At 63.1% G+C, this 20890-nt stretch carries 19 protein-coding genes; 4 read left to right on the forward strand and 15 right to left on the reverse strand.

Annotated elements, in window-relative coordinates; all coding sequences use genetic code 11:
* Window positions 1-96: 96 nt before the first annotated feature.
* The 9 genes from ACPJXG_RS27280 to ACPJXG_RS27320 form a co-directional block, all read right to left on the reverse strand.
* Window positions 97-1104 carry an ABC transporter permease gene (locus ACPJXG_RS27280; RefSeq protein ID WP_425252866.1) on the reverse strand — a complete coding sequence of 336 codons (1008 nt, stop codon included), beginning with the start codon at window positions 1102-1104 and terminating at the stop codon, window positions 97-99.
* A complete protein-coding gene (locus ACPJXG_RS27285; RefSeq protein WP_425252867.1) occupies window positions 1085-2572 on the reverse strand; it encodes a sugar ABC transporter ATP-binding protein in 1488 nt (495 codons plus the stop codon). The genes ACPJXG_RS27280 and ACPJXG_RS27285 overlap by 20 nt, the downstream gene beginning before the upstream one ends.
* The gene (locus ACPJXG_RS27290; RefSeq protein WP_425252868.1) at window positions 2572-3597 is read right to left on the reverse strand and encodes a LacI family DNA-binding transcriptional regulator; all 1026 of its coding nucleotides are present in this window, start codon (window positions 3595-3597) and stop codon (window positions 2572-2574) included. The genes ACPJXG_RS27285 and ACPJXG_RS27290 overlap by 1 nt, the downstream gene beginning before the upstream one ends.
* 125 nt (window positions 3598-3722) lie before the next feature.
* On the reverse strand, window positions 3723-4307 hold the full coding sequence (locus ACPJXG_RS27295) for a hypothetical protein (RefSeq protein ID WP_099401196.1): 585 nt from the start codon (window positions 4305-4307) through the stop codon (window positions 3723-3725).
* A 24-nt stretch (window positions 4308-4331) separates the two neighbouring features.
* The gene (locus ACPJXG_RS27300; RefSeq protein ID WP_425252869.1) at window positions 4332-5243 is read right to left on the reverse strand and encodes a glycerophosphodiester phosphodiesterase; all 912 of its coding nucleotides are present in this window, start codon (window positions 5241-5243) and stop codon (window positions 4332-4334) included.
* Window positions 5218-6858, reverse strand: coding sequence for a hypothetical protein (locus tag ACPJXG_RS27305; protein WP_425252870.1), 1641 nt, complete (start codon window positions 6856-6858; stop codon window positions 5218-5220). The genes ACPJXG_RS27300 and ACPJXG_RS27305 overlap by 26 nt, the downstream gene beginning before the upstream one ends.
* Window position 6859: 1 nt before the next feature.
* Window positions 6860-7720 (reverse strand): hypothetical protein, encoded by an 861-nt coding sequence (locus ACPJXG_RS27310; RefSeq protein WP_425252871.1) that lies wholly within the window; start codon window positions 7718-7720, stop codon window positions 6860-6862.
* A 27-nt stretch (window positions 7721-7747) separates the two neighbouring features.
* Entirely contained in the window at window positions 7748-8770 is a 1023-nt protein-coding gene (locus ACPJXG_RS27315) for a hypothetical protein (RefSeq protein WP_425252872.1), read from the reverse strand.
* Window positions 8767-9531 carry a hypothetical protein gene (locus ACPJXG_RS27320; RefSeq protein ID WP_425252873.1) on the reverse strand — a complete coding sequence of 255 codons (765 nt, stop codon included), beginning with the start codon at window positions 9529-9531 and terminating at the stop codon, window positions 8767-8769. The genes ACPJXG_RS27315 and ACPJXG_RS27320 overlap by 4 nt, the downstream gene beginning before the upstream one ends.
* 175 nt (window positions 9532-9706) lie before the next feature.
* On the opposite strand from ACPJXG_RS27320, the gene ACPJXG_RS27325 reads away from it, so the two are divergent.
* The 4 genes from ACPJXG_RS27325 (at window position 9707) to ACPJXG_RS27340 (ending at window position 14085) form a co-directional block, all read left to right on the forward strand.
* Window positions 9707-11101 (forward strand): caspase family protein, encoded by a 1395-nt coding sequence (locus tag ACPJXG_RS27325; RefSeq protein ID WP_425252874.1) that lies wholly within the window; start codon window positions 9707-9709, stop codon window positions 11099-11101.
* Between the two features lie 85 nt (window positions 11102-11186).
* A complete protein-coding gene (locus ACPJXG_RS27330) occupies window positions 11187-12008 on the forward strand; it encodes a hypothetical protein (protein ID WP_035823679.1) in 822 nt (273 codons plus the stop codon).
* 33 nt (window positions 12009-12041) lie between these two features.
* On the forward strand, window positions 12042-12773 hold the full coding sequence (locus ACPJXG_RS27335) for a hypothetical protein (RefSeq protein ID WP_425252875.1): 732 nt from the start codon (window positions 12042-12044) through the stop codon (window positions 12771-12773).
* Window positions 12774-12819: 46 nt separating this feature from the next.
* Complete coding sequence (locus ACPJXG_RS27340; protein WP_425252876.1) at window positions 12820-14085, forward strand: DUF6445 family protein; 1266 nt, start codon at window positions 12820-12822, stop codon at window positions 14083-14085.
* A 117-nt stretch (window positions 14086-14202) separates the two neighbouring features.
* Here the strand turns inward: ACPJXG_RS27340 and ACPJXG_RS27345 are convergent, their stop codons facing one another.
* From ACPJXG_RS27345 to ACPJXG_RS27370, 6 genes are all read right to left on the reverse strand, one after another.
* A complete protein-coding gene (locus ACPJXG_RS27345) occupies window positions 14203-15144 on the reverse strand; it encodes a LysR family transcriptional regulator (RefSeq protein ID WP_035823672.1) in 942 nt (313 codons plus the stop codon).
* A gap of 93 nt (window positions 15145-15237) precedes the next feature.
* Window positions 15238-16212 (reverse strand): glycoside hydrolase family 43 protein, encoded by a 975-nt coding sequence (locus tag ACPJXG_RS27350; protein WP_425252877.1) that lies wholly within the window; start codon window positions 16210-16212, stop codon window positions 15238-15240.
* A 4-nt stretch (window positions 16213-16216) separates the two neighbouring features.
* Entirely contained in the window at window positions 16217-17191 is a 975-nt protein-coding gene (gene yjfF, locus ACPJXG_RS27355; RefSeq protein ID WP_035823670.1) for a galactofuranose ABC transporter, permease protein YjfF, read from the reverse strand.
* Window positions 17188-18270 carry an ABC transporter permease gene (locus ACPJXG_RS27360; protein WP_099401185.1) on the reverse strand — a complete coding sequence of 361 codons (1083 nt, stop codon included), beginning with the start codon at window positions 18268-18270 and terminating at the stop codon, window positions 17188-17190. Before ACPJXG_RS27360 ends, yjfF begins: the two co-directional genes overlap by 4 nt.
* Window positions 18267-19808 (reverse strand): sugar ABC transporter ATP-binding protein, encoded by a 1542-nt coding sequence (locus ACPJXG_RS27365; protein WP_425252878.1) that lies wholly within the window; start codon window positions 19806-19808, stop codon window positions 18267-18269. Before ACPJXG_RS27365 ends, ACPJXG_RS27360 begins: the two co-directional genes overlap by 4 nt.
* 9 nt (window positions 19809-19817) lie before the next feature.
* Complete coding sequence (locus ACPJXG_RS27370) at window positions 19818-20780, reverse strand: ABC transporter substrate-binding protein (protein WP_035823666.1); 963 nt, start codon at window positions 20778-20780, stop codon at window positions 19818-19820.
* Window positions 20781-20890: the final 110 nt, after the last annotated feature.

A 20890-nucleotide genomic window follows, 5' to 3' on the forward strand; every position in this document is an offset into this window, starting at 1 on the left:
CCTGCTACCCCTGCTACCCGTCTAAAGCTCTTCATGCTGCTCTCCTCCAAGGTTGTGGGCGCCCGTTGGCTGCCCTTTCAGAACGCCGCTGTGTTTTTATTTGCGGCCTCGCTGCAGGAAGGCGACGGCGATGATCACCACGCCTTGCACTGCGGCATTCAGGTAGACACTGATGATGCTGGTCAAATTCAGGATATTGCTGATCACGGACAAGAGGATGGCGCCGATCACGGTGCCGACGATGCGCCCCTCTCCCCCCTTCAGCGCCGTGCCGCCGACGACGACGGCGGCGATGGCTTCGAGTTCCCACAGCAAGCCCGTGGTCGGCGTGGCCGAGCCCAGGCGTGGCACGTACAGCACCGTGGCGATCCCCACGCAGACGCCCAGCAGCATGTAGGTGGCGATCTTGACTCTATCCACATTGATGGCCGCATAGCGCGCCACTTGCTCGTTGGAACCAATCGCCTGCACATGGCGGCCAAAGGTCGTGCGGTTCAAAATGATGGCGCCGGCCGCGGCGACGAATAAAAAGATCCAGATCGGGATCGGCGCGCCCAGCACGCTCGTGTAATAGACGGGGCTGTACAGCTCGGACAGGGTGGCGTCCAGGGTCAGCGCGCCGCCATCGGCCAGGTAGGTCAAGACGGCGCGGAAGATGCCCAAGGTGCCCAGGGTCACGATGAACGGCTCGATATTGCCCTTGCTGATCAACAAGCCATGCATCAGGCCGAATCCGGCACCCAATACCAGCGCCATGGCGATGCCCAGCACCAGCATGGTGATCGGCGCCAGGTTGCCGCCCGCGCCTTGCGCCAGCGCATTCATGAAATAGATCATGCAGCCGGCGATCAGGGCCGCCATGGAGCCGACCGATAAATCGATGCCGCCGGAAATGATCACAAAAGTCATGCCGACGGCGATGATGCCGATGAAGGCCGTGCGCGTGAGCACGTTCATCAGGTTGTCCACGGTGGCGAAGTCGCCATTGAGCAAGGTGCCCGCGATGCACAGAGATAACAGGCCCAGCACGGGGCCAAAGCCCTTGATGCGCGCGCCCAAGCTGGCAAGCGGAGATACGGTGGTGTCAGTGCGTGCCGGTTGCATGGGCAATCAACTCCTCTTCAGTCAGGTGGTCAGCAGACAGGGTGGCTTGCAAGGTGCCGGCGCGCATCACGGCGACCCGGTGGCACAGGCCAATCAATTCGATCAGTTCGGATGAAATCACGATCACGGCGCGCCCTTCGGCGGCCAGGCGGTGTATCAGGAAATAAATGTCGCGCTTGGCGCCCACGTCCACGCCACGGCTCGGCTCGTCGAGCACGACGACGCGCGGGTCGGAATGCAGGTATTTCGCCAGCGCCAGCTTTTGCTGGTTGCCGCCCGACAGCATGCGTGCGCGGCTGTCGAGGTCGCCCGTGCGGATATTGAAGTCCGCGACAGCCTTGGCCAGCGCCCCCTTTTCCGCTTTCAAGTCCAGCCACGGCCGCGCATAGCGCTCCATCGTCATCATGGTGAGGTTTTCGCGCAAGCCCAGGTTCACATGCAGACCTTTTCCCTTGCGGTCTTCGCTCAGGTAGGTCATGCCATGCTGCATGGCTTGCTTGGGGGTACGGATATCGACCGGCTGGCCATTGAGATGGATCACCCCCGCGCTGCGCGGACGCAAGCCCAGCAAGGCCTCGAACGATTCCGTGCGCCCCGCGCCCACCAGGCCCGCAAAGCCCAGCACTTCGCCGGCGCGCACCTCAAAGGACAGATCCTTGGCCCAGCCGGGAACAGACAAACCCTCCACTTTCAGCAACACAGGAGCGTCTTTCGCCAGCGCCACCTTGACCGGGAACATGTCCGACAATTCGCGCCCCACCATCAGGTTCGCCATCTGCTGGCGCGTGAGGCTGGCCGTCGGTTCGCGCGTGACGAAACGCCCGTCGCGCATGACGATGACCTCGTCCGTGTTGCGCTCGACTTCATCGAGCTTGTGCGAGATATACAAAATCGTCACGCCGTCCGCTTTCAGCTGCGCCATCACGGCAAACAAACGCTGGGTTTCCGACGACGTCAGGGTGGCGGTCGGCTCGTCCATGATCAAAAAGCGGGCGCGGCGCGACAGGGCCTTGGCGATTTCCACAAGTTGCTTTTCAGCCACGATGAGGTCGCGGATTTTCGTGTCGGGCGACACCTCCAGGCCCACCTGTTTCAGGTAGAGCGACGCTTCTTCCCTCATGGCGCTCTCGTCGAGCAGCCAGCCGCGCGTTTTCTCGTGGCCTAAAAACATGTTCTGCGCCACCGTCAGGTGTTCGGCAAGGTTGAACTCCTGGTGGATCAGCACGATGCCGGCCGATTCCGCGGCGCGCGAACTGTCAAAGTGCCGGGGCTGGCCATCGATCAGCAACTGGCCTTCGCTGACGGCCTCGTAGCCGGCGAGGATTTTCATCAGGGTCGACTTGCCGGCGCCATTTTCACCGAGCAAGCCATACACGCGCCCCGGCGACAAGGTAAAACTGACGCCATGCAAGACGCGCACGGGGCCGAAATCCTTGCACACCCCCTCGAAACCGACGGCAACGCTCACTATGCACTCCCTCGCAAAATTAATTGGTGTTGCAGCAGCACACCAGGCACGCTGGCCGCCGGGTTCGCCAAACGCTGCAGCAATAATCGCGCCGCCGTCTCGCCCAGCTCGCGCATCGGCTGGGCAATCGTGGTCAGGCCCGGATCGATCTGCGCGGCGATGGCGATATCGTCGAAGCCGATGACGGCCACGTCTTCCGGCACGCGCTTGTTCAGCTGGCGCAGCGCGCTCAAGACGCCGATGGCCAGGGTGTCGGAGACGGCAAAGATGGCCGTCGGGGCATCGGGCTGCGCCATCATCCGCAAGGTGGCGGCCGTGCCCGCTTCGTAATCGAGGCTTTGCACCGTGTGCACCCACTGCGGCTGCACGGGCAAGCCGGCCGCCGCCAAGGTGTCCAGATAGCCTTGCTGGCGTTGCCGTGCGTACAGATAGCGTTCATCGGAGTTAATCAGGCCGATGCGCGTATGACCGCGCGCCAGCAAATGCGCAACGGCGTCGGAGGCGGCGCGGTGGTTGTCGATGCCGACATAGGGCACGGCGACGGCGGGGTCGAATTCGCAGCAGGCCACCCACGGCAGGCTGACGGATTCATGTGACAGGGCATGTTGCACCGTGTCCGGGTCGAGGCAGATGGCGCCATCGGCGCGGTGCATGCGCAGCAAGTCGAAATACGAGCGCTCACGGCCCGCGTCGGCGCCCGTGTCGCACAGCAGCACGAAGTAGCCGTGTTCGCGCGCCACCGTATCGATGCCGCGCACGATCTGCGCATAGAACGGGTTGCCCACGTCGGGCACCATGGTCAAGAGCATGCGGCTCTCGGCCGTGCGCAGGCTGCGCGCCAGGTGGTTCATGCGGTAGCCGAGCACGGCCACGGAAGCCAGCACCTTGTCGCGCGTGGGCGCCCGCACTCCCGCCTGCTCGTTCATCACGCGCGAGACGGTGGCCACCGACACGCCCGCATGCGCGGCGACGGCGCTGATGGAGACGGTTTCTGTCGGCAAAGGGGATGGGACGGCTGCTGGCATGGTGCTTTTCATATAAATGTAATCGATTACATTTATAAGCCAGTCGCGCGCCCGATGCAAACATTATCGATGCTGCAATGCGCAAAAACTGTGCAAAAAGCGGCCCTGCACGGGCCGTCGGTAAGCTATTTCTGGGGCTGCAAGGCGCTCTGCTGCACGGCAAAACCGGCGCGCACGGCGGACAGGGCCGCCACCCACAGGATCAGGCCGGCGCCGAGGCAGCCGACGGGATGGATGGGGCCATGGCGCAGGGTCAGCGGATAGCCGATGGCCCATACGCACAGCGCCATGCCGATGGCCAGGTGGCGGCGCGCCTTGAACAGCCAGGCCAGCGGAAAGAAATGCAGGCCCACGATCAAGATGACGGCAGGAATGAACCACGCCTGCAGCCCCAGGTTTTTCAGGACGTTGCCGACGATGAAGATGGCGATCCATTGCCCGGCGTTCACGATATTGAACAGCCGGCCCACGCGTTTGGCCTGTGGCGATTGTTCCGCCGCCGCATGCGCGGCCCGGTGGCGGCGAAACTGGCGCCACGCCAGCATGAACAGCAAGACGGTGATTGCGGCAACCGGCAGCAACCTCAAGGGATGCGCGCCATACGTCTGCACGCACCAGGCGGCCACCCACAGGCCGCCAAACAGGGAAAAGAACATGGCGCCAATGGCGCTGCCGGCAAGGTTGGCGGGGGTCGATGGTGGCATGGTCATGGCGTGGTCTCTCGGTGAAAGCGCTTACTTCATCATCGCGCAAAACGTTTCGGGATTGCCGTCAAGGATGACGCCGCTGGGCAGGCGGTGGCTGCGCTGCTGCGCACGCAACAGCGAGGCGGCCAGGGCCGAGTCGCCATCGACGGCATACACGAAGACGGGCATGTTCAGGCTGGCGGCGTCCATCAGCAAATTCGGATTGGCGTCCAGGCTGCGCGCGTCGACGTGCACGCCCGTGGGCATGCCGATCTGCTGCTGCACGCGTTGCAGCCACGGCTTGTCCAGCTTGGGTGGACGGGCATTTTTTGCGATATAGCGGCTGACCCGGTTGGCGCCGGCCGCCTGCGCATTGCGCGCGTCAAACACCAGCAGGCCCAGGTAACCCTGCGGATCGGCGCGGCGCGCGCACGCCAGGTTGTTCGGCACGCCCGACGTCAGGAACCAGTTGCCGTGCTTGATGTTCGCGCGCAACTGCCCCACCAGGGTGGCGATAGGTGCGCACGAGGACACGACATCCTTGATTTCCGCGTTCAGGGTTTTACTCGGGAAAGCGGTGGCCAGGTCGGCGACGTCGGTCACAAACGGCGGTGTTTCCGGCGTGGCCACGCCGCGGTTCTTCATGCTGGCGGCGCGCCAGTCGTCGGCCGTCAACTGTTTCACGGTGCGGGGCGATCCCGTGTCGACGACTCTGCCCGTCAGCAGGTCGTGGTGCACCACCCAGCTGCCGTCGCCCAGCAGCTGCAAATCCGTCTCGACGCCGTCCCAGGTGCCGAAATACGTGTTGCGCAGCGCGCTCAGCGAGTTTTCCGGCGCATTGCCGGCGCCACGGTGCGCGTGCACCTTCATGCCCAGGCAATCGGCCTGGACGGCCGTGCTGGCCATGGAAAGCAGCAAGGCCAGCGCGGCCGCCTTATTTTTGTCCCGGATGATAGCCATAATGAATTCCCTGCAAAACGTGGATGCGGATCGCTTCGTTGACGGGGTAGCTGTAGCCCTGCCCCACCGCCACGACGTGCGTGATATTGGCCAGCAAGCCCTTGCCGGCGATTTGCCAGCGCGTGCTGTCGTCGGCGGCCTGGCGGTTCCAGTCCAGCATCTGGCGGAACAGCTCGCTCTTCGTGACATTATTGTCCGAGAGGGTAAAGATACCCCAGGTTCCCAGGAAGGCGCCGGCCAGCACGCCCGTGGCGATCCAGGCGGAACGGCGGCTCAGCTGGCCATCGGCGCCCGCCTGCTCGCCGCGGCGCGCCGCCAGCACCAGCAAGCCCACCGTGGCGATCAGGTACAGCAATTTCGAGAAGTGGCCGATGGCGCCCAGCAGCGAGAAAAACAGGGCCACGGGCGGCACGATGGCCGCGCGCGCCGCTTCCTTGCCCTCTTCAAAGTACTTGCCGCCCACCTCGAAATCGTTGCGGCTGGCGCGGTATTCCACGAGTTTTTCCGCCGTCTGGCGCGCGGCGAACTGGTCGAACAGGCGGCTGAACTCGGCGGGACTCGCATACGCCTCCTGCACCACGGCACCCTTGGGCAAGCGCAAGCCCTTGCTCGCTTCGCTGCCATCGCCGCCGTCCGGCCCGTCGCGCAGCACGGCCTGGATGCCGGGGCGCGCCACGAAGGCGGCGAAGGACAAGCCCGGCGGAATACGGTCGCCCTTGATATGCAAGCCCTTGCTGGCCGCTTCCGACGCATAGCGGCGCTTGACGGCGGCGCGGAAACTCAATTGGTCGGCCGGATGCCAGTTGGCCGATACCGGCACCTTTTTACGGACATTGTTGACGACGGCCGCCTTGCGCCGCGCCGGCACGGAATGCGGTTGCCAGCCGTGGCGCGACAGGCTTTGCCGGTAATCGTTCCACGCCGTTTCCTGCTGCTGGCGCAAGCCTGCATCGTCGTCGGGAATCATGCCCGAATACAATTTCCACTTGTCGTGCACTTCGCCAATCGCCTTCTGATACTTGTCATAGTAACCGGCCGCGCCGCCGGCGATCTTGCGGACATTAAAATTGATCAACTGCTCCTTGGCCGGCTCCATGCGCTCATCGAGGTGGCCCACCGAGACGGCCAGGAAGGGAAACAGCGCGAGGAAAGCCTTGCCCTCGGGCTTGGCAAACAGGGTGGCGTCATCGACCAGGCCCTGCAATTGCAGGCTGCCGCCGACCAGCGAGCGCTGCATCAATGTCGTGTTGAAGGCCAAGCGGCGAAATTGCGCATCGCGCGTTTCGACCAGCACCGTGACCGTGGTCTTCAAAATGCCGAACACGACCGCCGCCGTGGCGACGCAGCAAAAGAGGATCTTTTTCCAGCTGGGGCCGCTGCCATTGTTCTTCAGGCGGCGGCGCCACATCAGTTGCAGCACCACCAGCGCGGCGGCGATGCCCGACAGGCTGCGGCCATAGAATTCGACGCCTTCCACGTCCTGCGGCTTGACGTCGCCGCCCACCACGTCGAGCAAACGGGCATTGAAGCCCAGCTCGAAGCACAAATACATGATCGTCAGGACGATCAGGATCAAGGTCTGCCGGATCTGCAGACTGCGCAAACTCGCGGCCATCTTATTTCCTCAAATCGATGACGACGGGCTTGATCTCTTCGGCCTGGAAGATCATCGGCGCCGCCGGGGCAGCCGCTGCGGCACGTGGCGCGGGCAGGCTGATGGCGGCGGGCGTTGCCGTCCTGGCTGCTGGCTCCTGGCGGCGCGCCCTGGCGCTGGCGCGGCTGCCCGTTTTCGGTGCGGCGGCAGGCGCCGGAGCGGCCGCCGGCGGCGCCGGGATCACGCGGCCGCTGTCGTTGCCAGCCGGCATAGTGGCGATGGCAGGCCCCGTGCCGCGCAAGGCATCGTCGGCAAACGGCTGGGCGCGCGTATCGACGCCGGGCGGCACGGCCACGCTGGCGTTGAGCAGGCGGTTGTCCGTGTAGATCATGCGCGACAGGCGGTTGTAGTTGGGGAAGTCGATATTGAGTGATTTTCCATCGGCCGCCACGTCCACGCGGGGGCGGTCCTTGCAATTGCCGACCGTCCACTGCAGCACGTCCGTGCCCTGGAAAGCCAGCACTTCATAGCGGTAGGCGCAGCCGCGCTCCTGGGTTTCCACGATCACCACCGTGCGTTCGCCCACGTTTTCCACCCGCGCCACGCGGGCCGTGATGGCGTTAGCCAGCGGCACGACGCGGAAGGCCTGCGACAGCTTGATCGAATACTTGCCCTGCGGATCCTTGCGCAAAGTGCCTTCCGTGCCGTCGCGCAGGCGGAAGGTGGAAATCGGCGTGCCGAACAGCTCGGCCGTATCGAGGCCCATCAACACGCCGCCACGGCCGTTCGGCGTCATGGCGCAGCCCGTCAACAGGACACCGGCGGCCACGCCGGCGATCAATGTGCGCCAGTGCGCGGATGCAAAATTCTTATACGTTGTCATGCTCTATAACTTTCTCTTATTTCGGGGTCAGGGATTGATGACGGCCAGCGGATTGCCCGGTCCCGGTGGCGGCAAGACTTTCTGGCGGTTGCGCGACAGCAAAGTAAAGGCGCCCAGGGTGTCCGGCCCGGCGACGATTTCCAGCTGCTCGCGCTGCAGCCAGGTGCGGATTTCCGCCTCCGTTGCCTCGGCGCGGAACAGCACGCGCGTGCGCACGCCCGTCTCGACGCCGCTGCCGCCGTTGCGGAACTCCGCATTGCCAACAACGGCGCCCTCTTTCGGCAGGAACAGCCACGCCGATTGCACCACCATCACGCTGGCGGCCACTGCCGTGACGATTTTCAGCCAGCGGTTCGCATTGGCTGCCTGCACAGGCTTCGATATCGGCACCACTGCATCGGCCGGGGCGATCTGCAATTGCTGCAAGCCCTGGCGCAGCAATTGCCGGTACGCCACGCGGCCATCCTTGCCCAGCTCGCTCGACAAGGGCGTGCCCGTCAAGGCGTAATCGTCGCCGGGCAGGGCGACGCGGGCGATCACGCCGGGCGCCGCCGTGGCGGCATTCGCGCGGCCATGCTGCTCCAGCCAGCGCGCCGCCTGCAAGCGCTCCTGGCTGAACACGCCCAAGCAGGCGCCCAGGTCCGTCACGGCCAGGGTCACGGGCATGTCGCACAGCACCAGGCCGGCGCGCGGGTCGGCGGGCGCGTCGCGCTCCTCGACCACGAGGCCGCAGGCGTCCGCATACGATGCGTCCGGCGTGACGAGCCAGCCGCGCCAGCGCTGCCGCGAGCTGTCCCAGGCGTCGAGCAGCACGGCGCCAAAGCCGGGACGGCGCGCCAGCAAATGAATCTGCCCACCGGCGATGGGCCGCCCGGCCAGCGGCGCCGCATCGCTGCGGCGCGCAAAGCGTTCCATGAGGTGTTCCGGCACGGCAATGCCGCGCCAGTCGGGGGTATCGCCAGCCACGTCCTCATCCAGCAATTCGATGGAAGACGGGGGCGACGGCAGGCGCGCGGCAACGATGGCCAGCGAGGGCGTCAATGCAGTCATGCCGATGGCCTTTCATCAGTGTTCGGTTGGGTAGACGCGGGGTCCATGTGCAGGGATAACGCGGCCACGCACAAGATATCCAAAACTATTTGCGCCGCCTGCATATCGCGCGCGGCCAGGGCGTCGCCCACGCGCAGCTTGAGCAGGTTCAAGACCCAGCTGCCCAGCAAGGTGGCGCGGTGGGCCGGCTCGACGATCTGGCGCCCCGCGCTATTGGCCTCGCCCTTCTGCCTGTGCACCAGGCCCAACTTGCCGCCGTGGTAATGCGCGGAAGCGATCTGTTCGGCCAACTCCTTGACGGGCATGCCGCCGCAGCCACAATGGCGCAGCAGCAAGATCAAGTCGTGCGGCAAGGTCGTAATAAAACTGTCGGCCGCGTCGCGCACCTGCTGTGGCGTCAGCTGATAGTCGCGCAGCGGTTCCGCATACGCGTCGGGCGCGCGCAGCTCGCAGCCTTCTTGCGCATCGGCATCCTCCTCAATACGCTGCTTGCGCAACTGGTCGATGATGAAACGCTTGAAGTACAAAAACAGGGCACCAACGTGGTGAGGCGCCGCGTCGCTGTCGCCGTGCAGGACTTTTTCGATGAAGAACTGGTGGCGCAAGTCGGCCAGCGAGTCGCCCAGCGACGCCGCCTCGCGCGGGCGGCACGGCGTCAGCGCGGCGATGACGCGCTGGTAAAACTCGCCCAGTTCGCCTTGTGTCAGCTGCTGGCGGCGGGTCCAGAAAGCATGAATCCGTTCAAATTGTTCCGATTGCAAAGCCGGTCCGATCGTGTGTTGGGCGGCACGCGCCACTGGCCGGCGGCGACGTGCAGCGTGCGCTGGCCAGACAAGAGAAACTTGTCAGTAAGGTAAAATGCATTTAAGCAATTTTCTCATATCACAGTAAAAATCGCTAACTTTAGTTACTTTCACGACAATTCCCGAGACGCCGATGCATCGCCTGATCCCCCTGTTTTTCAGCCTGTTCTTTTTACTCTGCGGTAACGTCGTGCAAGCGGCCGTGGGCAACGCCGCCAGCGGTCCCGGCAAGCGCATCGCCCTGGTGATCGGCAACGCGGCCTATCCGCAGCCTCTATTGAATCCCGTGAACGATGCGCGCGCCATGGCCGAGCGCCTGCGCCGCCTGGGCTTTGAAGTGCTGTTGCGCACGGACATCAATGCGCAACAGCTGCAAAAGACCTCGGCCGAGTTTTCCACGCAGGCGCGCGGCGCCGATATCGCCCTCGTGTTTTACGCGGGCCACGGCGCGCAGGCGGGCGAAGCGAACTATGTGCTGCCGCTGGGCGCCAACATGAATGCGCTCAGTGCGGCCGCCATCGCCGCCCAGGGCGTGTCCGTTTCCAGCCTGGCGGGCGATTTGCAGCGCACGGGCGCGCGCGGCGCCGTGCTGATCCTCGACGCTTGCCGCCAGGAATATACGCGCGGCGGCGCCGTGGTGGTCCCCGGCGGCAATGCGGCCAGCCACGGCTTTGCCGACACGCAAGCGCCACGCGGCGTGGTGATCGCCTATTCGGCCGGGCCCGGCGCCCTGGCGCGCGATTTCTGGTCGCCCGATTCGCGCAACAGTCCCTACACGAGCGCCCTGCTCGATGCGCTCGACGCACCGGGCTTGCCCATGAGCGACGTGTTTTCGCAAGTGGCGGCCAGGGTTGCCGCCATGACGCACGACGTGCAAAAGCCACGCGTGTCGTTTGGCGAAACGTCGGCGCGCCTGGTGCTGAACATGGGCAGCGGCAAGGGTGTCAGCCAGGCAACGCCGGGTGTGCTGACCAGTACGCAAGGCCAGGGCGGCATGCGCGCACCGGTCCCGGCGCCTGCCCCAACGGTGGAAAAGCCGGCCGCACCGGGCGCCAAGGTGTGGCCAGGCAATGTGCTGCAAGACATCAACTATGAAATCCGCATGCAGATCGCGGCCCGCCCGTTTCCCCGCCAGCAACTGGAAAAACGCGCGCGCGGCGGCGATCTGGTGGCGCTGACTGCCCTCGGCTATGGCATCGGCGGCGGCGATGCGGGCATCAAACAGCCGAAGGCGGGCATGCAGTGGCTGGAAAAGGCGGCTGCGAAAGACTTTCCGATTGCCCAGACCTATCTGGCGGAATTGCTGATGGTCAAGGGAGATCCCGCTTCGCTGAAGCGGGCCGGCGTGCTGCTGGACGCGGCATCGCAAGCGGGCTACAGCCCCGCCCATGCGTATAAATTCGACCTGGCCCGGCGCACGGGCGCGCCGCCGCAGGATGCGGCCCGGCATTTGCAGGATGCTTTCATGGGCTTGATGAAGGATTACCAGGGCGCCGCCAAGGACATGATGCAGCCGCCAAAAAAATAATTCTAAATAATTTTAGATTTCCCTGAACTGCCCCCGTTATCCGTGGGTACATGCAATAGAGCATGACAGTGACCAGGGAAATCCCATGCAAACATCCAGCCCAGCAACATTCACCACCGGCCAGCGTGGCCGCATCCTCGCCTACCAGCCGAGCGGACAGGGTTCCGTCAGCGTGGCCGGCATTCAACATGCGTTCGACGTGGCCACGCACTGGCGCTCGGACGTGGCGCCCGCCATCAACGCCGTCGTCGACGTGCGCTTCGATGACGCCGGCAGCCTCGCCACCGTCAGCGCCGTGGCGACGCAGCAACTGGCGCAGGAAGAGATGGCCGGCGCGGCGAAACTGGCGCGCGAAAAAAGCCAGCAACTGTGGGGCCAGGCCGTGTCCGCCCTGGGCATCAAGGTGCTGGCCAGCCTGGGCGTCCTGATCGCCGGCGCCTTTGTCTTCAACACCATCGGCATCCGTTTGTTCGCCTCCGTCTCGCGCACCTACTGGCAGTTGCTGGGCTTGTCCGCCGACAGCCTGGAAAGCTTTGCCCGCGATGGCGGCGGCGGTTTTACGTCCGCACAATTTTTCTTCCTGCTGGCCATCGGCGCCTGCTGCGCCACCATGGTTAGCAAGCACCCGAAAGCGGCGCTGGGCAAGTGCGCGCCCCTGTTGTTCATCGTCATCCACAGCAGCTTGCTGTTCATCAAGATCAAGGGCGCCGTCAGCGACGCGGGCAACGCCATGGGCGGCATCATGGGCAGCCGCGCGGCCCGCATGGCCGAGCAGATGGCCAGCGAAATGCTGGGACAAGTGTGGCAAGGACTCTCGTTTGGCATCGGCTTTTACCTGGTGCTGGCGTCTGCCATCGTCCTGGCCGCGTACGGCGTCGGCGAATACAAACGTAAAACCATCGGCTAATTCACCTCTTACATATTCATTGAAGGAAATATCATGCAACGTACCCTCCCTGCCCTGCTCGCCATCGCCATCCTGCTGTCCGCCTGCGGTAAGCCCTCCGACAATGCAACGCCGGCCGCCTCGGCGCCCGCCACCAGCGTGGCCGATATGGCAGCCAAGGCGCAAGTCAAGGCGGCCGCCGCCAGCCTGCCGCAAGCGGATCCGGCCACGCCAACGTCCAGCTATGTCGACATCACGAGCGGCCACCAGTTGATGTACAGCTACCTCGCCTTGTCCGGCGTGCCGCCCGACTACGCGGCCGTGGCGCAGCGCATCTCGCGCGAATATGCGGGCAGCAACGACGCCTTCCGCAAGCAGGAAGTGCTCGACGCCCTGAAACCGCAGATCGACGCCAAGGTCAATGAGGCCAAGACGAAGCGCTACCTGCGCTACCAGATCAATGGCCAGGGCGCGCTGTCGCCGTACGCGATGGACAAGGCCGCCTTCCCCGCCAAGTTCGCCGACGCGGGCACGTATTACTACATGTACGACAACGGCGACTACAAGCTGGCGTTCACGAATGGCGACGGTTATTCGCTTCTGAAAGTGGACCAGGAGGCGGCGCGCAAGATCGAGGCGGCGCGCAGCGGCTACAAGGATTTCGCCATCGTCGTGTATGCCTATGCCCAGGAAGCGGACATGGCCAGCAACCAGGTCAAGGCGCAGATCGTCAAGGTGGCGATCAAGCTGAACGGGGAAGAAATTCCCGTCAGCCAGGCACGGTAGAACGGGCTCGGTTACACTGTTCGCCACATTGCATCGGAATAGTGATATGGGCGAACAGACACTGGCGGAACAACATCTGGCAAACGGGCAAGGGCTGCAGCAGCAAGGCAAGCTGATCGAGGCGATCAACGCCTACCAGGCCGCGTATAAACTGAACCCGGCCCTGGCCGAAGCACAGCATTTCCAGGGCCTGGCGATGCTGGAACTGGGCCAGGGCGCCATCGGCCTGGGCCTCATCAAACTGTCGCTCAAGCAGCAGCCCGACAATGCCCTGTTCCACTACAACCTCGGTAACGTGCTGCGCGGCACGGACAGCGAGGCGGCGCTGGCCAGCTACGCCACGGCGGCGCGGCTGGCGCCGCACGAACACGATTTCGCGATTCTTCATGCCGAATTGCTGATGGGAAAACAGCGGCTGGCGGACACCATCGCCGAACTGGAACGGGCGCACACCCTGCGTCCGCAGCGCTGGCAAACCCTGCAGGGCCTGGCCGAGCTGTACTACCGCACGGGACAGCAGGAACTGGCCTTGGCCCGCTACGCGCAAGGCCTGGCGCTGCATCCGGCGCTGGCGCAAACGTGCCGCATCGGCTTTGCCAGCCCGCAAGCGGAACAAGTAGAAACGCTGACACCGATCAACGTCGCGCCATCGCTGCAGGACTTCCTGCGCGAAACAGATTTGCACATCCTCGACGATTTCCTGCCCGACCCCACGGCCTGGCGCGCGCAAGCGCTGGCGTTACCGTTCGAGCAGCAGCGCTATGCGGGACAGAATTATCCAGGCAGCCAGACGGCGGGCCAGCCCAGCCAGGCCATCATGGAGCGCATCGCCACGGCGCTGGGCCGCCCCATCCGTTTCATCTCTCCCGACAACGGCTCGTATCGCCTCAGCTATGCGGACGCGATGGCGCGCACGGATATCCACGTGGACAATGAGACGGGCAACAATTTCAATTTCTATGCGGGCGTGCTGTATCTGAACCCGCCCGAGCAGTGCCAGGGCGGCACCACCTTCTGGCGCCACCAGCCCAGCGGCTGGTACCGGAGACTACCCGAGGCGGACGTGAAAGCGGGCGGCTACGCCAGCTTCAAGGATTTCCAGAAGCGCTGGCTGCCGAACAGCAAAGTGCAGAAATTCAACGACTTGCAGGAGCAACGCGACAGTTGGCAAGCGCTGCTGGAAGTGCCGATGCGCCACAACCGATTGATCGTGTACAAGGGCCACTACTTTCACTCGATCAGCAATGTGTTTGGCGACACGCCGGAGAATGGGCGGTTGGTGCAGCTGTTTTTCTTTGAGGTGCCCGATTGAGCATGTTGCACGGATATTGTCGGATTACGCCCTGCGGGCTAATCCGACCTACCTGTCACCGTGCCATGTGTAGGTCGGATTAGCGGAACGCGTAATCCGACACCACCAACACAGCACTCAATACATATCCGCCGCCGTCGCCCGCACAGCTTTCAACAACATATCCGCCCCCGGCGACAGCAAATGATCCTGCTGGCGGATGATGCCGAACGCATCCATCTTGCACGGCAGCTCGATGGGCAAAATGCTCAGCACGTTCAGCGACTCATAGTAATGGGCCACTTCCGTCGGCATCACGTGCAGGGAATCCGTCTGCTGCAGCAAGGACGTGATCAGGAGCAAGGCGGTGGTGTCGACCACATCGACGGGCGGCTCCAGGCTGGCGCGGCGGAACATCATGTCGAAACGGTGGCGCAGGATGCTGCCTTGCGGCGGCAAGATCCACGGCTGGCCCGCCAAATCCTTCAATTGCAGATTCTTGCGCGACAGCAGCGGATGGCCATTGCGCGCCACGGCGCTGGCCGGCTCTTCCGTCAATTCCTCGTAGATCAGGCCGGCGCTGCTTTCCTTTTCCAGGATGCGCCCGATCATGAAGTCGAGGGTGCCGTGCTGCAGCATGTCCATCAGGGTATTGCTGTGCTCCAGATGCACGCCGATGCGCATCAAGGGCGCCTGCTGCTTGATGCGGGCAATCGCGCGCGGCAGCAAGGCCATGGCCGGCGTCATGATGACGCCCACTTCCACCTGGCCCGTCAGGCCTGATTTGAGCGCGACGATGTCGTCATGCGCCAGCGACAAGCTCGTCAAGGCCATGCGCGCGTGGCGTATCATCGTTTCGCCGTAGATGGTCGGCTCCATGCCGCGCGGCAGCCTGTCGAACAGGCGCACGTCCAGCATCTCTTCCAGGTCCTTGATTTGCTTGGACGCGGCCGGCTGCGTCATGTGCAATTCTTCCGCCGCGCGGTGAATGTTGCGCTGCTCGTCAAGGGCGATCAACAGCAGCAATTGCCGCGTCTTCAGGCGGGCTCGCAAGAACCAATTGGGGTTGAGGGTATCCATGAATAAATCATATCATGATCGATATCAGTTTTAATTCAATATCGATGTTATAGATATCGGTATGTCTCCTTTTGATGCGTGGTCAACAAGCGTTCACAATGCCTTGCAGGCGGCGCTCGGGTTGGCGGCCGGGCCAGCCGTTTGATGGATGAATTCGATGGTGCCGTCCGGCTTGTATTTCAGCTCTTCCACGGCCACGGAACGCCGGTATTCTCCGCCGCCGGGCAACTTGTCGTTGTGATAGAAGATGTAGGACTTGCCGTTGAATTCGATGATGGCCTGGTGAATGGTTTTCACGACGGCATTCTTGTCCATGATGGTGCCGCGGAAATGCCAGGGACCGGTGGGCGTCGGTCCCGTCGAATACGCCGTCTCTTCCGGGAAATTGCGCGAGTACGACAAATAATACGTACCCGCATGCTTGTGCATATAGGCCGCTTCCGTGAACGCATCCATGCCGAAGGTCAATATCGGGCCGTCCAGCTCCGTCATATTGGCTTTCAGCTTGGCGTATTTCAAGACCGTATTGCCCCAATAAATGTAGGCCTGGTCATCCGTGTCGATGAAGACGGCCGGATCGATATCGTCCCAGGGAATGGCAGTCTGCTTCGTCATGTCGTTCGTGATCAGGGCGCTGCCGCGCGCGTCGACGAACGGGCCCGTCGGGCTGTCGGACACGGCCACGCCGATGGCTTTGCCGGGGATTGTTTTATGGTCGACGGTGGAGTAAAAATAATACTTGCTGCCGCGCTTGACGATATCGCCGGCCCACGCATCCTTGCCGGCCCACGCGAAGGTGGAAAAGCGCACGGGCGAACCGTGGTCCGTCCAGTTCGCCATGTCGCACGAGGAATACACGCGCCACTCGTGCATGCGGTAATCCGTATCCGTGGCGCTCGCTTCATCGTGGCCCACGTACAAATACACCCTGCCATTGTCGACCAGCGCGGCCGGGTCGCCCGTGTAGATGTTTTTCACGATGGGGTTGGCCGCCGGCGCGTTGACTGCAATACAGGCGAGCGCCGCCGCCATGCCGATGGCTGCGGCAAGTTTATTCTTTTGAAACATGGTATTAACTCCGATTGGTATTCTTCTGGCCCATGGCCATCAATCTTTGCACGACGCAAAAGACGAACAGCAAGCCGCCGATGACGATCTTGGTCCACCACGAGCTGAGCGTGCCGTCAAAGGCGATCAGGGTCTGGATGGTGCCCAGCACCAGCACGCCCGACAGCGCGCCCGCCACATAGCCGTAGCCGCCGCTGAGCAGGGTGCCGCCGATGACGACGGCGGCAATCGCGTCCAGTTCCGTGCCTTGCGCATGCAAGCCATAGCCAGACAGCATGTAAAACGAAAACAGCACGCCGCCCAGCGCGGCGCAAAAGCCGCTGAAGGCGTAAATGAACACCTTGGTGCGGCCGACAGGCAAGCCCATCATCAGGGCCGACTGTTCATTGCCGCCGATCGCATACACGGCGCGGCCGAACGGCGTGGCGTGCGCCAGCCAGATGGCCAAGAGCAACGTGATCACGGCGATCACCACGCCGGGTGAGACAAAACCGCCGAGAAATTGCAATTGCGTCTGCGACATGGCCACGAACAGCGGGTCGTCGATGGTGATGGAATTGATGCTGATCAAGTAGCACAGCCCGCGCGCCAGAAACATACCGGCCAGGGTGACGATGAACGGCTGCAATTTGAAATAATGAATCAGCGCGCCCATGCTGGCGCCAAACACCGTGCCCAGTGCCAGCACGGTGACAATCACCAGCAGTGGCGGCCAGTGCGCCACGTTCAGCAGCCAGGCGGCGATCATGGTCGACAGGGCCAGCACGGAACCGACGGACAAATCGATGCCGCCGGAGACGATGACAAAAGTCATGCCGACGGCGATCACCAGCAAAAAGGCGTTATCGATCAACAGGTTAAAGATCACTTGCGTCGACAGCAGGCCCGGATAGGCGGCGCCGCCCAGGCCCAGCATCACCACCAGCAGCAGGACCGTGACGAGCGAGGTGAAATACGGGGTGTGCAGCAAACCCTTCATGCTTTTCTCCGATGCAGCAATTGCTTGAATTCCGACGATTGCGACAGGCAGACGAGGAAGACGACGACCGACTTGACGACCATGTTGACTTCCGGCGGCACGCCCAGCGAATAGATCGTGTAGGTCAGGGTCTGGATGATGAGGGCGCCGATCATGCTGCCCACGAGGCTGAACTTGCCGCCGGCCAAAGACGTACCGCCCAGGGTGACTGCCAGGATGGCGTCCAGTTCCAGCATCAGGCCTGCATTGTTCGCGTCGGCGCTCTTGATGTTCGAGCTGATCATCAGGCCCGACAGGCCCGCGCAGGCGGCGCAAAAGACGTAGACGAAAAAGATCAGGGTGGCAGTCTTGATGCCGGCCAGGCGCGCGGCGACGGGGTTGATGCCAACGGCCTGGATGAACAGGCCCAGGGCCGTCTTGCGCATCAACACGGCCGTGATGATGAACACGGCAGCGACGAGAAACAGCGAGAACGGCAAGCCGAACAGGTAGCCGCTGCCGATGAAAAAGTACGGCTGGTAGTAGACGGTGACGATCTGGCCATCCGTCAGCAATTGCGCCAGGCCACGCCCCGCCACCATCAGGATCAGGGTGGCGACGATGGGCTGCAAACCCAGGCCCGCCACCAGCACGCCATTCCAGGCGCCGCACAGCAAAGCCGCGCCCAGGGCAGCCGCCAAGGCCCAGCCCATGGGGATATTGCTGACGTAGGTCGGCACGCCGTTGTCCATCACCATGGTGCCGCCAATCAGCATGGCGGCCACCGTGCCGGACAGGGCCACGACGGCGCCCACGGAAATATCGATGCCGCGCGTGGCGATCACCAGGGTCATGCCCAAGGCCGCCAGCATCAGGGGCGCGGCGCGGTTGACGATGTCGATCACGCTGCCGTACAAATGGCCGTCGCGGATTTCCAAGTGAAAAAAGCCGGGGATGGCAAAGAAATCGACCAGCAGCAGCAAGAACAGCGCGGCCAGGGGCCGGCTCAAAGGGTGATGCAAGACGCTCTGCAACATGGAAGCATTCGTAAGGGAAGCCGCACGCGCCAGTGGCGCGCTCGATGGCGTGGATAAACTCATGTGGCGTCTCCGGCGATCACTTGCAGCACGGAGCTGTCGTCCAGCTCGCCGCGCGCATAGTCGCCGCAGGCCTTGCGGTCGCGCATGACCAGGATACGGTCGCTGCAGCGCAGCACTTCCGGCAATTCGGAGGAAATGAACAGGATGGCCATGCCCTTGCGGCAGAGTTTGCTCACATAACTCATGATTTCCTGCTTGGCGCGCACGTCGATGCCGCGCGTCGGTTCATCGAGAATCAGCATGGCCGGCGAGGTCACCAGCCAGCGCGCCAGCAAGGCCTTTTGTTGATTGCCGCCCGACAGGCTGCCGATCGGCGTTTCGATGCTGGCCGTCTTGATGCCGAGCGCTTTGACGTACTCGTCGGCCAGCGCCTGCTGGCGTTTGAACGGGATGGCGCGCAGCAAGCCCGTGCGGGCCTGCAAGGCCAATATGATGTTTTCGCGCACGGACAGCGACAAAATCGCGCCCTCGTGCTTGCGGTCTTCCGAGCAAAAGCCGATGTCCTGGGCGATCGCATCGCGTGGCACGTTGAACTGGCGTGCCTTGCCTTGCATGACGATGCTGCCAGAGTCGGCCTTGTCGGCGCCGAACAGCAAACGCGCCAGTTCCGTGCGGCCCGAACCGAGTAAACCGGCCAGGCCCAGCAATTCACCCTGGCGGATGTGGAAATCCATGGGCAGCAAGGCGCCCTTGCGGCCCAGTCCCTGCGCTTCGAGCACAGTCGGGCCAAAGCTGGCGGCGCCCGCTTCTTGCGCCAGATCCAGCGTTTGTTCCTGCGTGTCGGCCGCCACGCCGATCATTTTATTGACCAGCGCCAGGCGCGACAGTTCGCTGCACGCATACTCTCCCTCGCGCTCGCCATTGCGCATGACGGTGATGCGGTCGGAAATGGCGTAGGTCTGGTCGAGGAAGTGGGTCACAAACAGAATCGTCATGCCCTGCTCGCGCAGGCGGCGCAGCACGGAAAACAGCAGATTGACTTCCGCCTCGTCCAGGCTGGATGTGGGTTCGTCAAGGATCAGCACGCGGGCCGAAATGTTCAGCGCGCGCGAAATGGCCACCATTTGCTGGATGGCCAGCGGAAAGCTGGACAGTTGCGCCGTGACATCGATATCGATCTGCAACTGCTGCAGCAAGGCACGCGCCTGCTGCTGCATGGAACGCCAATCGATCGCCCCGAAGCGGCGCGGATAGCGGCCGATAAAAATGTTTTCCGCCACCGACAGGTTCGGGCACAGATTGACTTCCTGGTACACGGTGCTGATGCCGAGCAACTGCGCATCCGACGTGGATGCGGGGGCGATGGCCTTGCCATCGAGCAGAATCTGGCCGCTGTCGGGCGTGTAGACACCCGTCAGCACCTTGATCAGCGTCGATTTCCCGGCGCCATTTTGTCCCATCAGGGTGTGCACTTCGCCCGGATACAGGCGCAGGGCAACGTCGCTGAGAGCTTTGACGCCAGGAAAGGATTTGCTGATGCCGCGCAACTCCAGCAAGGGAGCTGGCGCGGCATTGTGTTGCGCTTGCGTATTCATCATGCGGCAAGCTTAGTACTTACGGTTCGGGAATTCCTTGGCGGCCACCTCGGCAGGGAACACGCCTTCCACCGTCGTGATGCGCGCTGGCACGGGTTTACCGGCCACGACGTCGCGGGCAATCGACATCAGTTGCGGGCCCAGCAGCGGGCTGCATTCCACGGTGACGTTCAGCTTGCCGGCGATCATGGCTTCGAACGCGCCTTTGACGCCATCGATCGAGATGATGATGATGTCCTTGCCCGGTTTCATGCCCGCTTCTTCGATGGCCTGGATGGCGCCGATGGCCATGTCGTCATTGTGCGCGTACAACACGTTGATCTTCTTGCCCTCGGCCTTCAGGAACGCTTCCATCACTTCCTTGCCCTTGGCGCGTGTAAAGTCGCCCGTTTGCGAACGGATGATCTTCAGCTTCGGGTTCTTGCCGATGACTTCCTGGAAACCTTCCTTGCGGTCGATGGCTGGCGCCGAACCGACTGTGCCTTGCAGCTCGACGATGTTCAGTTGCGCGTCCGGGGTTTTCTTGGCGTGCTCGAGCAGCCATTGGCCGGCGCGGCGGCCCTCTTCCACGAAATCGGAACCGATAAAGGTCACGTACAGCGATTTGTCGGCCACGTTGACGGCGCGGTCCGTCAGGATGACGGGAATCTTGGCAGCCTTGGCTTCGCGCAAGACGGTATCCCAGCCGGACTCAACGACCGGCGAGAAGGCGATCACGTCGACCTTTTGCGCGATGAACGAGCGCAACGCCTTGACCTGGTTTTCCTGCTTTTGCTGCGCATCGGCAAATTTCAAGGTGACGCCATCTTTCTTGGCCGCATCCTTGATGGAGACGGTATTGGCGGTGCGCCATTCGCTTTCGGCGCCCACCTGCGAAAAGCCCATGACAAGGGGCTTGGCGGCAAAAGCGGAAGAAGTAGCGGACAGTGCGAGCAGCATGGCGCTGGCGAGGAGTGTGCGGCGTGTCAATTTCATTCTTGTCTCCAGTTTTTTTGGAATACCATCACAGCCGGATGCCGGATGGGCGGTTTTTTATGAACCCATGGTAGGAGAAAGCAACATAGCCATCCAATCAATTCTTTTTC

Origin of the sequence: Janthinobacterium sp. NFX145 (assembly GCF_049810325.1) — a bacterium.
GTDB lineage: Bacteria > Pseudomonadota > Gammaproteobacteria > Burkholderiales > Burkholderiaceae_D > Janthinobacterium > Janthinobacterium rivuli.